Consider the following 12,209-nt stretch of genomic DNA (forward strand, 5'->3'; position numbering starts at 1 on the left):
ACCTTTGCCCTTTCCCCCACAGTTTCGTCCGGCCCTTCTGGCCCTGCTGATGTCCACCGCCGCCGTGCTGGCACCGGACTCGGGGCAGGCCCAGAATGCGGCGGGGGCCTTTCTGGCCGCCCGTGAAGCGGGGGTGGTGAACGACTTCGCGGGCTCGCTGCCGTATCTTGAGCGGCTGCACGCCGACGACCCGCAGAACATCAACACGCTTGAAGGGCTGGTGGTCAGCGCGCTGTCCGTGGGCGAGCAGGAGATCGCGATCCGCAACGCGGAGGCGCTGAACGCGCTGGACCCGACCAGCCGTTCGGCAGCCATTGTGTTGCTGACCAAGGCCTTTGACGACGAAGATTATACGGCGGCGCTGGAAATCATCAGCGGCGACACTGTGCGCGTTCACCCGCTGATCGACGGACTGGCACTGGCCTGGGCGCATCTGGGCGCGGGCCGGATGTCCGAGTCACTGGAGACGCTGGATCAGGTCGCTGGTCTGGACGGGATGCAGGACTTTTCGCTCTATTGCCGCGCTTTGGCGCTGGCTTTGGCAGGCGATTACGAGGGCGCGGTCGAGATCATCGAAGACCCCAACGCCGGTGTGGCCGCCGCACTGAACCGGCGCGGTTACATCGCCTATGCCCAGTTGCTGGGCCTGACCGAACGGTTTGACGACGCGATTGCGCTGATTGACTCGGTGTTTCCCGGCGCGAGCGATCCGGCCCTTGTGCACATGCGCGAAGCTTACGCAGCCAGGCAGGCACTGCCGTTCAACGTGATCGCGTCTCCGGCGCAGGGGATGGCCGAGGTCTACGGCGTCATGGCCAGCGCGATGCAAAGCTCGGACAACGCGCTGGAGGCGCTGCTCTATGCGCAGGCCGCCGTCTGGGTGAACCCGGCGCTGAGCGATGCCCAGCTGATGATCGGTCAGGTCTTTGAGTTCCTCGACCAACCGCAAGCCGCCGCCGCCGCCTATGACGCGATCCCGGACGGCGATGTGTTTGGCACTGCCGCGCGCATGGGGCGCGCGCAGGTGCTGGAGACGCTGGACCGGCGCGATGAGGCCATCGCCGATCTGACCGCCATGGCACAAGAGAACCCGCAAAGCTTTGCCGCCCAAAGCGTGCTGGGCGATTTCCTGCGCCGCAACAACCAGTTCGCCGAGGCCGCGCAGGCCTATACCCGCGCGATTGACCTGCTGACCGCTGCTGGCGGGCGGCCCGACTGGCAGTTGCTGTTTGCCCGCGCCGTGGCCTATTCGCGCGCCGATGACTGGCCCGCCGCCGAGGCGGACTTCCGCGCGGCGCTGGCGCTTCAACCCGATCAGCCGACCGTGTTGAACTATCTGGGCTATTCGCTGATCGAGCGCGGCGAGAATTATGACGAAGCGCTGGACATGATCGAACGCGCCGTCGCGGGCGATCCGACCAGCGGCTATGTGCTCGACAGCCTCGCCTGGGCGCTGTTCAAACTGGGCCGCTACGACGAGGCGCTGCCGCATATGGAGCGCTCGGTCGAAATGGAACCGACGGATGCCATCCTCAACGACCATCTGGGCGATGTGTTCTGGGCGGTGGGCCGTCAGCGCGAGGCACGGTTCCAGTGGCGTCGCGCGATCTCGTTCCTGCCCGCCGAGAATCTGGACGAAGAGCAACTGCGCCGCAAGCTTGAGGTCGGTCTGGACGTCGTGCGGGCCGAGGCGGGCGAGCCGCCCCTCCACCCGGCCAACTGATGCGCGCGGCGGTTTCTCGCCTCGCGCCGGCCAAGATCAACCTCACGCTGCACGTCACCGGTCAGCGTGAGGATGGCTACCATCTGCTGGATTCCCTTGTCGTCTTTGCCGAAGCTGGCGATCTGCTCACCCTGCGCACCGGCCCCGGCCTGTCGCTGGACCTGATCGGCCCCTGCGCCGCTGCCCTCGCCCCTGAGCCTGACAATCTGGTCCTGCGCGCCGCGCGGTTGACCGCAGCGCAGGGCGTCGCGTTCACGCTGGATAAGCAGCTCCCTGTGGCCTCGGGCATGGGCGGAGGCTCGTCTGACGCCGCTGCCGCGCTGCATCTGCTGGCCGAGGCGCGCGACCTGCCCCTGCCCGGCACCGAGGCGCTGATGCGGCTGGGGGCGGATATGCCGGTCTGCATGGCGGCACCCGCACCGCAACGGATGCGGGGCTTGGGCGAGCGGGTTGATCCGGTGGCGGGCATTCCCGCGCTGTGGCTCTTGCTGGTCAATCCGGGGCAGGGGCTGTCCACCCCGGCGGTCTTCAAGGCGATGACCCAGCGCCGGAACCCGGCGATGCCTGACGCGCTGCCAGACTGCCCGGACGCAGAGTCGCTCTGCGCCTGGCTGGCCGGAATGCGCAACGATCTGCAGGCACCGGCGATTGCCCTGATGCCGCAGATCGAGGCGTTGCTTGCGGATATCGGCGCACAGAACGGCTGCCTGCTGGCCCGTATGACCGGCTCAGGCGCGACATGTTTCGGGATCTTCACCGACGAGACGGCGATGCGCGCCGCCGCCACGGCGCTGAGCGCGCCGGGCCGCTTCATTCTGCCGACCCGCAGCCTGCCGTCGCCGTAAGGGCTCAGTTCACCCGTTCGACCACAAAGCCCGCCAGATCGCTCAGCAGCGCCTTGAGCGGGTGGTCGGGCAGCGGGGCCAGTGCCTGACGCGCGCGCTCTGCCCAGTCCAGCGCCGTCTGGCGGGTACTCGCCAGCGTGCCATGCCGGGCCATCAGCGCCATCGCCTGCTCCAGATCACCCGCCTGCTGTTTGCCGCGCCCGATGGTGCGGTCCCAGAAAGCGCGTTCCTCGGCATCGGCCAGTGCGATTGCCCGGATCACCGGCAGGGTCAGCTTGCGCTCGCGGAAATCGTCGCCAAGGTTCTTGCCCAGCCCGTCGCCCGCGCCACCGTAATCCAGATAGTCATCGACGATCTGGAAGCAGATCCCCAACGCATCGCCATAGTCATACAGCGCCTGCACCTGCGCCTCGGGTGCGCCCGCGATCACCGGCCCGACCTGCGTCGCGGCTGAAAAAAGCGCCGCCGTCTTGCCCCGGATCACCGTCATATAGGTCGCTTCATCGGTGGCGATGTTCTGCGCGGCGGTCAGTTGCAGCACCTCGCCCTCGGCGATCACCGCCGAGGCGTTGGACAGGATGGTCAGCGCCCGCAGGTTGCCCGGTTCGACCATCAACTGAAACGCCCGGGCGAACAGGTAATCGCCGACCAGCACGCTGGATTGGTTGTCCCACAACAGGTTGGCCGTCGGACGCCCGCGCCGCTGTTCGCTTTCATCGACCACATCGTCGTGCAGCAGCGTGGCGGTGTGAATGAACTCGACCGTCGCGGCCAGCTTGATATGCGCGTCGCCCTCGTAGCCACACAGCCGTGCCGCGGCCAACGTCATCATCGGGCGGATGCGTTTGCCGCCCGCCTCGATCAGATGCGCGGTGACTTCAGGAATGCGCGGTGCATGGTCCGAGGCCATGCGCGCGCGGATCAGCACATTCACGCGCTCCATGTCATCGGTCAGAACGCGCGACAGGGCCTCAAGCGGGCTGATTTCGGTGACGCTCATCGGGCATTCGCCTCTGCTTTGACAAGCGCGAAGGCTTGCCGTCTACTGTCTGGATGAAAGAACTGCTGCGCACGTCAGACCCGACGGTCATCCCTTTTGCAACGGCCCTTCTCGCGGCCGAAGGTATAGAGACGTTTGCCGTTGACGTCCATATGAGCGCGCTGTCTATCGTGCCGCAGCGGCTGATGGTACGCGACGAAAATCTCTTTCTGGCCAAGGCCATCCTGCGCGACAACGGCGTGGAATTGAATGGATGAACCCCTGACGCGCGATGTTTTCCTGGGCGGGCGCTTGTCGATCTGGCAGCCGCGCGCAGGATACCGCGCCGCAACGGACCCGGTGCTGCTGGCGGCCAGTGTCGGCGCGCGCCCGGGCGACAGCGTGCTTGAACTGGGGTGCGGCGCGGGTGTGGCGCTGCTGGCGCTGGGGCAGCGGTTGCCGGGGCTGGCGCTGAGCGGGGTCGAGCGGCAGGACGATTATGCCCAGCTGGCACGCCGCAATGCTCAGGAAAACGGGCTGGACGCGCGGATCGTTACCGCCGATCTGACGGACCTGCCAGCCGATCTGCGCGTGACTTTCGATCACGTTATGGCAAATCCTCCGTATTATCGCCCCAGCTCTCCGGCCGCGCGGGATGCAGGCCGCGCTGCGGCGCTGCGCGAAGAGACGCCGCTGGCTGACTGGATCGGTTGTGGATTGCGGCGGCTGAAAAGCGGCGGCACCCTGACGCTGATCCATCTGGCCGAACGCCTGCCCGCGATCCTTGCGGCGCTTGACGGTCCCGCCGGGTCGATTGCCGTGCGACCCGTTGCCTCACGCGTCGGGCGGCCCGCTGGTCGGGTGATTGTGCAGGCGCGCAAAGGCGCGCGCGGTGTCTTCCGGTTGCTGGCGCCGCTCACCATGCACGCTGGCGCTGAGCACCTTGAAGACCGCGATGACGCCTCGGATGCCGCGCGCGCGCTCTTGCGCGATGCGCAGGCACTTGACTGGATCTGACACCGGGAATCGGCTTGTTCCTGCTTGCTCGATCAAATTGACGGAAATTCGGTTCGGGTTTTGTGTGACAAAACGATGAATCTGTGGTGCACTCTGAGCACGGACACCCGTTACAGGAGGATATCCATGTCGTTGACGTCTCATCTTCAGGAACTGCGCCGTCGCCACCAGACCCTTGCTGATCAGGTCGAGGTCGCGCAGCGCGCGCCCGGCGTGGACGATCTTGCAGTCGCCGACATGAAAAAGCAGAAATTGCGCCTCAAGGAGCAGATTACCCGGCTTTCGGCCGAGTAACGCGCGTCCCGGCGCGCGCGGCCAAGGCCGCGCCGCCGGTGATCAGCACTGCCGCGACGGCCAGCGTGACGCTTCCCGCCGCCATCCCGGCAACGACCAGCACCAAGGTAGACAGCAGCGGCGCCGCGTAAGATGCCGTGCCAAGCAGCTGGATGTCACCGCCCTTGACCCCCACGTCCCACGTATAGAATGCCAGCCCCACCGGGCCCAGGCCAAGGCCGAGAACGGCCAGCCACCCCAGCGGGCCAACCGGCCAGGCCGTTGTTTCCAAAGCCAGATGTGCGGCGATGGACAAGAGGGCGGTCATCAGGCAGGTGACGGCTACAGCGGCCGTGGGCACGGATTTCAGCCGCCGCGAACCCAGCGAATAGCCCGCCCAGGTCAGCGCGGCCAAAAACGCCACGCCATACCCTGTCAACGCACCCGAGACGGCACTCAGTCCCTGTGCCACAATCAGCGCCGCGCCGGCAAAGGCCAGCAGCGCCCCGGCGATGTGGCCTGCGCGCAGTGTTTCGCCGGGCAACAGGCCTGAAAACAGCACGATGAACAGCGGCCACAGATAGCAGATCAGCCCGGCCTCGGCGGCGGGGGCCATGCGCAGGGCGGTGAAATACAGAAAATGGTAGCCAAAGAGCCCAAGAGTGCCGAAGGCATAGGCCGACAGCGGCACTGACTTCAACTGCGCCAACCCGCCAGTTGCAATCACCCAGATCAGCCCCACGCCGCCGCCAACCGCAAAGGTCAGCGCGTTCAGCAGAAGCGGCGGAACGGGGGAAGAGGCGACGGTGAACAGCGCCAGCAGCGACCACAGCGCCACGGCCGAAAACCCGATTGCGGTGGCTTTGCTGCGCTCCATGGTGCCGTCCGTTCTGCCCGTTATCCGGGGCAGGGCCCGGCGCCACAGACAAACGCACCCGGGTCAAAAGAACAAGACGATGTTCAGGATTACTGGCGTTGGCCCACGTGGTGCACACATGACCGGGCAGAGGGGCGGCAGAGCGGCAGTAACCGCTCTGCCGCCTTGTTTTTACACGAAGAACTGGCCGCCGTTGGCGCTGATCGTCGAGCCGTTGATAAAGGCGGCGTCATCCGACACCAGGAAGGCGACGCAGCGCGCGATCTCTTCGGGCTCGCCCAGACGCCCCGTCGGGATGCCCGCGATGATCGACTCGCGCACTTTTTCCGGCACAGCCATCACCATTTCGGTGGCGATGTAACCCGGGCAGATCGCGTTGGCAGTGATGCCGAAACGCGCGCCTTCCTGCGCCAGAGATTTCACGATGCCCAGATCGCCCGCTTTGGTCGCGGCATAGTTCACCTGACCGAACTGGCCTTTCTGACCATTGATCGAGCTGATCACCACCACGCGGCCAAATTTGCGCTCGCGCATACCCGGCCACAGCGGGTGAACGGTGTTGAAAACACCGGTCAGGTTGGTGTCGATCACCTGTTTCCACTGGTCGGGGGTCATCTTGTGAAACGGGGCGTCGCGGGTGATGCCCGCGTTGGCGACGACCACGTCGACCGGGCCCAGATCGGCCTCGACCTGCGCGATCCCGGCTTTCGAGGCCTCATAGTCGGCCACATCCCATTTATAGGTCTTGATGCCGGTTTCGGCGGTGAAGCTTTTCGCCGCTTCGTCATTGCCCGCATAGCTGGCGGCGACCGAATAACCCGCGTTTTGCAGGGCAATCGCAATTGCTGCGCCAATACCGCGCGATCCCCCCGTAACCAATGCAACCCGTCCCATGCCGTCCTCCTCACGATTTCCCTTGAAATTCTGTTACCCAATAGAAAAGGCGGACGCAATATTCTTGCGCCCGCCTATCCGCGTCTTAAGCGAAATTTTGCGGTGTTTACCGTTCAAGGCACATGGCAACGCCCATGCCGCCGCCGATGCACAGCGTGGCCAGACCTTTTTTCGCGCCCCGGCGCTGCATTTCAAACAGCAGCGTGTTCAGGATACGCGCGCCCGAGGCACCGATGGGGTGACCGATGGCGATGGCACCGCCGTTGACGTTCACCACGTCCGGGTTCCAGCCCATATCCTTGTTCACGGCGCAGGCCTGCGCGGCGAAGGCTTCGTTCGCCTCGACCAGATCCAGATCGGCAGCGTCCCAGCCGGCCTTGGCCAGCGCCTTGCGCGAGGCATGGATCGGGCCGACGCCCATGATCGACGGGTCAACACCGGCGGTGGCGTAGGAGGCGATGCGGGCCAGCGGGGTCAGGCCGCGCTTTTCCGCTTCCTCGGCGCTCATCACCATCACGGCGGCAGCGCCGTCGTTCAGACCCGAGGCGTTGGCGGCCGTGACCGAGCCGTCCTTGGTGAAGGCCGGGCGCAGTTTCTGCATGGCGTCGATGGTCGCGCCGTGGCGGATGTATTCGTCGGCATCCATGCTGGTCTCGCCCTTGCGGGTCTTGATCAGGAAGGGGACGATTTCGTCAACGAATTTACCGGCTTTCTGCGCAGCTTCAGCCTTGTTCTGGCTGGCGACGGCGAAGATGTCCTGCTGTTCGCGGCTGATCTGCCATTGTTCGGCGACGTTTTCAGCGGTCTGGCCCATGTGGTAGCCGTTGAAGGCGTCCCACAGACCGTCCTTGATCATCGAGTCGATGAATTTGAAATCGCCCATCTTGTGGCCCGCGCGCAGGTTCGCGACATGGGGCGACAGGGACATGTTTTCCTGACCACCGGCGATGACGATGGACGCATCACCCAACTGGACATGCTGCGCGGCCAGCGCGACGGCGCGCAGGCCCGAGCCACAGACCTGATTGATGCCCCAGGCGGCGGCTTCGATGGGCAGGCCTGCCATGATCGCAGCCTGACGGGCGGGGTTCTGGCCCTGACCGGCGGTCAGCACCTGACCCAGAATGGTTTCCGAGACCTCGGCCTTGTCGATACCGGCGCGGGCAACGACCGCCTCAATCACCGCGGCGCCGAGTTCATGGGCCGGCGTGTTGGCAAAGCTGCCATTGAATGAGCCCACGGCAGTGCGTGCAGCGGATACGATCACGACGTTGGTCATTGGGGATCCTCTCGCGTTGGGCGTGGCCAACGGGGCCCCGCAACTGGGCGAAGGTTTACGCCCGCCCCTTTTTCAAATCAATGCCGCAGTGCGGAAATGAGAGGCAAACCGCCATATTTTGCGACGTTAGCGACACCGGGCCGTGTAAACGACGGGCCATCATCCCTGTTTCGCCAGACGCGAGGTCAGCCACGGTGCCTCGGTCGTGGGGACGCCGTAAAAGTAGCCTTGCAGGCAGTCGAACCCGATATCCACCAGATAGCGCGCGTCCTCTACGGTTTCGACCGATTCGGCGACGGTGAACATGTCGAAGTGCCGGGCGATCGAGACCAGGGCCTGCGCCAGAACCTGATTGTCGGGATCATGGGCAATGCCGCGGATGAACTGGCCGTCGATTTTGATGATGTCGAAGTAAAAATCCTTCAGGTACCGGAACGCCGTATAGCCCGCGCCGAAATCATCGAGGGCAAAGCAGATGCCGCGCGCCTGCATGTCTGTCATGAACACCGTCACCAGATCCGGCATCAGCATGGCCGAGCTTTCAGTGATCTCAAGAATCAACCGCTCGGCCACATCCGGCGCGGCCCTGAGCCCACGCTCCAGCACCGCCAGCCATTGCGCATAGCCGATAGAGCGGGCGGACATGTTCACGCTAAGGCGGATCGACGGCTCTTTCGCCAGCGCTGCCAGGGCCATTTCCAGCGCCAGGCAGTCGATGCGGCGGCCCAGTTCATGCGTTTCAACCGCGCCGACGAAGTCGCGCGCGGGGATGACCCGGCCCTGTTCATCCAGAATGCGGATGAACGCCTCATAGAAGGCGGCACGGTTGGTCATGCGCGCCTGCACCACCGGCTGAAACGCCAGCCTTCCGCGCCGCTCATCCAGCGCGCGGCGCACCATGGTGATGGTCTCTTCCTGCCTGAGCCGGTCGGCAACGGAAAGCGGGCTTTCCATGCCGTCGACGGGCAGGTCTGTGGGGGGTCTCAGGGTCATTGCGCGCATCCTTGCTCCAACAGTCCTGATCCTGACGCCCAGCCGTTAACAGCAGGTGAACCGCCGCAGCAAAGCCCCAGCCGATTGCACCGCAGGCCCCCGCGCGTATACCGGCGCCGCAACACTTCAGGGGACAGATGATGAGCGACGGCGCGAACAGCATGTGGGGCGGGCGGTTTGCCGGGGGCGTGGACGCGATCATGGAGGCGATCAACGCCTCGATCGGGTACGACAAACGTCTTTACGGCCAGGACATCGCCGGGTCGCGTGCGCATGCCGCGATGCTGGCCGCGCAGGGCATCATCACCGCTGAAGACCGCGCCGCCATCGACGCGGGGCTCGTGCAGGTTCAGGGCGAGATCGAGGCGGGCACCTTTACCTTCCGCCCGGCGCTGGAAGATATTCACATGAATATCGAAGCCCGGCTGAAAGAGATCATCGGCGAGCCTGCAGGCCGTCTGCACACCGCCCGGTCGCGCAATGATCAGGTGGCGGTCGATTTCCGTCTGTGGGTCCGCGATCAGGCGGATGCCGTGGTCACCGGGCTGGACAGCCTGATGCGCGCCTTTCTGGCGCAGGCCGAGGCCGGGGCGGATTGGGTGATGCCCGGTTTCACCCATCTGCAGACCGCGCAGCCGGTGACCTGGGGCCATCACATGCTCGCCTATGTCGAGATGCTGGGCCGCGACAAATCGCGGTTTGAGGATGCGCGCCGCCGGATGAACGAATGCCCGCTGGGCGCGGCGGCGCTGGCCGGCACCTCGTTCCCCATCGACCGTCATGCGACCGCCGCCGCGCTGGGCTTTGACCGGCCGACGGCGAACAGCCTCGACAGCGTGTCGGACCGCGATTTCGCGCTGGAGTTCCTGAGCGCCGCCTCGATCTGCGCCATGCACCTGTCGCGCTTTGCCGAAGAGCTGGTGATCTGGTCCTCGGCCCAGTTCCGCTTTGTTCGGCTGTCGGATGCCTTCACCACCGGCTCGTCGATCATGCCGCAGAAAAAGAACCCCGACGCGGCCGAGCTGATCCGGGCCAAGCTGGGGCGGATCCTGGGCGCGACGGTGGCGCTGTTCACCATCATGAAGGGTCTGGCGCTGACCTATTCCAAGGACATGCAGGAAGACAAAGAGCAGGTCTTTGACGCCGCTGACAACCTGATGCTGGGCATCGCCGCGATGGAGGGCATGGTCAAGGACATGACCGCCAATCAGGACGCGCTGGCCGTGGCCGCCGCCAGCGGCTTCTCGACCGCGACGGACCTTGCCGACTGGCTGGTGCGCAGCCTGAACCTGCCGTTCCGCGAGGCGCATCACGTCACCGGCTCGCTGGTCGCCATGGCTGAGAAAAAGGGCTGCGATCTGCCCGATCTGGGGCTGGCCGAGATGCAATCGGCGCATTCGGGCATCACCGAAGAGGTGTATTCCGTGCTGGGCGTAGACAACTCGGTGCGCTCTCGTGTCTCGTATGGGGGGACCGCGCCCGCGAATGTCCGCGCGCAGGTCGCCCGCTGGAAGGAGATCCTGGGATGAAACGCTCTCTCATTGCGGCGCTGGCCGGGCTTGTCCTGCTCAGCGCCTGCGGCGCGGGTGATCCACCCGAGGCCGACGGTGGCATCGACCTGAGGGCGTTCTGGCGGGCCGGTTCGTGAGACTGGTCTGGCTGGCGCTGGCGCTTTGGGGCACGGTGCATCCGATGGTCTGGTTCGTGACGTGGTTCTCACAGAATGGCGTGTCGATCAGCGGGATGATCGAGGCCTGGCATGCCAATGCGGCCTCGTCCGGGCTGGTCTGGGATCTGACCATCGCGGCTGTCACGCTCAGCGTCTGGGTGGTGTGGGAGAGTATCCGCACCCGCAACTGGATCGGATTTCTGGCGATCCCGGCGTGTTTTCTGATCGGCGTCAGCTGCGGCTTGCCGTTGTATCTGTTTCTGCGTGGGCAGCCGCGTATCTCTTGATTTACGACCTGCGCGCGTCGGCGTGCATTGCTTGACTTAGTGCCTGCGCGCGTACGCGTGCAATTCTTGACTTAGTGAAAGCGCCGCGTGCGCATTCGGGGGCGAAGTTGGACCATTTTCTCTACCGTGACGGGCAGCTCTATGCCGAAGATGTTGCAATGTCGGACATTGCAGCCGCTGTGGGCACGCCGTTTTATTGCTATTCCAGCGCCACGCTGACCCGGCATTACCAGCTGTTCAAGGACGCGCTGGACCCGCTGCCCTCGCTGGTGTGCTTTGCCGTCAAGTCGAACTCGAATGTCGCGGTGCTCAAGCTTTTGGGCGATCTGGGCGCGGGCATGGATGTGGTCAGCATCGGCGAATACCTGCGCGCCAAGGCGGCGGGCGTTCCGGGCGAGCGCATCGTGTTTTCGGGCGTGGGCAAGACCGCGTCCGAGATGCGGCAGGCGCTTGAGGGCGGCATCCGGCAGTTCAACGTCGAGAGCGAGCCGGAGCTGGAATTGCTGTCGGCGGTCGCCACGGCGATGGGGGTTCAGGCCCCGATCACGCTGCGCGTGAACCCCGATGTCGACGCCAAGACGCATGAGAAAATCGCCACCGGGCGCAAGGAAGACAAGTTCGGCGTGCCGATCAGCCGCGCGCGCGAGATCTACGCGCGCGCCGCCGCGCTGCCCGGCATCAAGGTGATCGGCATCGACATGCATATCGGCAGCCAGCTGACCGATCTGGCCCCGTTCGAGGCTGCCTATACCAAGATGGCCGAGCTGACCCGCGCTCTGCGCGCCGACGGGCACAGCATCGAGCGGCTGGATCTGGGCGGCGGTCTGGGCATCCCCTATACCCGCTCGAACGAGGCACCGCCGCTGCCCACCGATTACGGCGCGATGGTCAAGCGGGTGCTGGGCGATCTGGACTGCGAGATCGAGATCGAGCCGGGCCGCCTGATTTCGGGCAACGCGGGGATGATGGTCTCGCAGGTGATCTATCGCAAGGAAGCCGAGGAACGCGCCTTCCTGATCATCGACGCGGCGATGAACGATCTTGTGCGCCCGGCGATGTACGGCGCGCATCATGACATCCTGCCCGTCGTCGAGGCCGAGGCGGGCGTCTCGCTGGCCCCCGTCGATGTGGTCGGCCCGATCTGCGAATCCGGGGATACCTTTGCCAAGCAGCGCGCCTTGCCGCCGCTCGGGGCGGGCGATCTGGTCGCCTTCCGTTCGGCAGGGGCCTACGGGGCAGTGATGTCATCGGAATACAACTCGCGGCCGCTGATCCCCGAGGTTCTGGTGCACGGCGATCATTTCGCCGTTATCCGCCCGCGTCCCTCCTATGACGAGATGATTGCCCGCGATACGATACCGGCCTGGCTGTAA

14 protein-coding genes are annotated in these 12,209 nt (G+C 65.2%); 9 read left to right on the top strand and 5 right to left on the bottom strand.

All coding sequences use genetic code 11. The features are described from left to right. Positions 1–4: 4 nt before the first annotated feature. Both OKW52_RS06355 and OKW52_RS06360 read left to right on the top strand, forming a co-directional pair. Entirely contained in the window at positions 5–1,723 is a 1,719-nt protein-coding gene (locus OKW52_RS06355) for a tetratricopeptide repeat protein (RefSeq protein WP_264504971.1), read from the top strand. Continuing rightward, complete coding sequence (locus tag OKW52_RS06360) at positions 1,723–2,568, top strand: 4-(cytidine 5'-diphospho)-2-C-methyl-D-erythritol kinase (protein WP_264504972.1); 846 nt, start codon at positions 1,723–1,725, stop codon at positions 2,566–2,568. Before OKW52_RS06355 ends, OKW52_RS06360 begins: the two co-directional genes overlap by 1 nt. 4 nt (positions 2,569–2,572) lie before the next feature. Here OKW52_RS06360 and OKW52_RS06365 read toward each other — a convergent pair whose 3' ends face one another. Next, positions 2,573–3,568: a polyprenyl synthetase family protein gene (locus tag OKW52_RS06365; protein ID WP_264504973.1), complete on the bottom strand. Its 996-nt coding sequence runs from the start codon at positions 3,566–3,568 to the stop codon at positions 2,573–2,575. A gap of 53 nt (positions 3,569–3,621) precedes the next feature. Between OKW52_RS06365 and OKW52_RS06370 the strand changes: the two genes are divergently transcribed. The 3 genes from OKW52_RS06370 (at position 3,622) to OKW52_RS06380 (ending at position 4,858) form a co-directional block, all read left to right on the top strand. Then, positions 3,622–3,825, top strand: coding sequence for a putative signal transducing protein (locus OKW52_RS06370; protein WP_127105068.1), 204 nt, complete (start codon positions 3,622–3,624; stop codon positions 3,823–3,825). Beyond that, positions 3,818–4,564 (top strand): tRNA1(Val) (adenine(37)-N6)-methyltransferase, encoded by a 747-nt coding sequence (locus OKW52_RS06375; RefSeq protein ID WP_264504974.1) that lies wholly within the window; start codon positions 3,818–3,820, stop codon positions 4,562–4,564. Before OKW52_RS06370 ends, OKW52_RS06375 begins: the two co-directional genes overlap by 8 nt. A 126-nt stretch (positions 4,565–4,690) precedes the next feature. Continuing rightward, complete coding sequence (locus OKW52_RS06380; protein WP_264504975.1) at positions 4,691–4,858, top strand: YdcH family protein; 168 nt, start codon at positions 4,691–4,693, stop codon at positions 4,856–4,858. Here OKW52_RS06380 and yddG read toward each other — a convergent pair. The 4 genes from yddG to OKW52_RS06400 all read right to left on the bottom strand — a co-directional run bounded on the left by yddG (position 4,836) and on the right by OKW52_RS06400 (position 8,889). Further along, on the bottom strand, positions 4,836–5,714 hold the full coding sequence (yddG, locus tag OKW52_RS06385) for an aromatic amino acid exporter YddG (RefSeq protein ID WP_264504976.1): 879 nt from the start codon (positions 5,712–5,714) through the stop codon (positions 4,836–4,838). The two genes, OKW52_RS06380 and yddG, sit on opposite strands and share 23 nt — an antisense overlap. Before the next feature lie 171 nt (positions 5,715–5,885). Then, positions 5,886–6,608, bottom strand: coding sequence for an acetoacetyl-CoA reductase (gene phbB, locus OKW52_RS06390; protein WP_264504977.1), 723 nt, complete (start codon positions 6,606–6,608; stop codon positions 5,886–5,888). 106 nt (positions 6,609–6,714) lie between these two features. Continuing rightward, a complete protein-coding gene (locus tag OKW52_RS06395; RefSeq protein ID WP_264504978.1) occupies positions 6,715–7,887 on the bottom strand; it encodes an acetyl-CoA C-acetyltransferase in 1,173 nt (390 codons plus the stop codon). Between the two features lie 159 nt (positions 7,888–8,046). Then, positions 8,047–8,889: an EAL domain-containing protein gene (locus OKW52_RS06400; RefSeq protein WP_264504979.1), complete on the bottom strand. Its 843-nt coding sequence runs from the start codon at positions 8,887–8,889 to the stop codon at positions 8,047–8,049. A 131-nt stretch (positions 8,890–9,020) separates the two neighbouring features. Here OKW52_RS06400 and argH point away from each other — a divergent pair, with 131 nt between their 5' ends. The 4 genes from argH to lysA all read left to right on the top strand — a co-directional run bounded on the left by argH (position 9,021) and on the right by lysA (position 12,209). Beyond that, on the top strand, positions 9,021–10,409 hold the full coding sequence (argH, locus tag OKW52_RS06405) for an argininosuccinate lyase (protein WP_164736565.1): 1,389 nt from the start codon (positions 9,021–9,023) through the stop codon (positions 10,407–10,409). Continuing rightward, positions 10,406–10,528, top strand: a complete 123-nt coding sequence (locus tag OKW52_RS06410) for a hypothetical protein (protein WP_264504980.1) — start codon at positions 10,406–10,408, stop codon at positions 10,526–10,528. The genes argH and OKW52_RS06410 overlap by 4 nt, the downstream gene beginning before the upstream one ends. Continuing rightward, positions 10,525–10,836, top strand: coding sequence for a DUF2834 domain-containing protein (locus OKW52_RS06415; protein ID WP_264504981.1), 312 nt, complete (start codon positions 10,525–10,527; stop codon positions 10,834–10,836). Before OKW52_RS06410 ends, OKW52_RS06415 begins: the two co-directional genes overlap by 4 nt. 107 nt (positions 10,837–10,943) lie before the next feature. Next, positions 10,944–12,209, top strand: a complete 1,266-nt coding sequence (gene lysA, locus OKW52_RS06420) for a diaminopimelate decarboxylase (RefSeq protein WP_264504982.1) — start codon at positions 10,944–10,946, stop codon at positions 12,207–12,209.

The sequence above is a fragment of the Pararhodobacter zhoushanensis genome, from assembly GCF_025949695.1.
GTDB lineage: Bacteria > Pseudomonadota > Alphaproteobacteria > Rhodobacterales > Rhodobacteraceae > Pararhodobacter > Pararhodobacter zhoushanensis_A.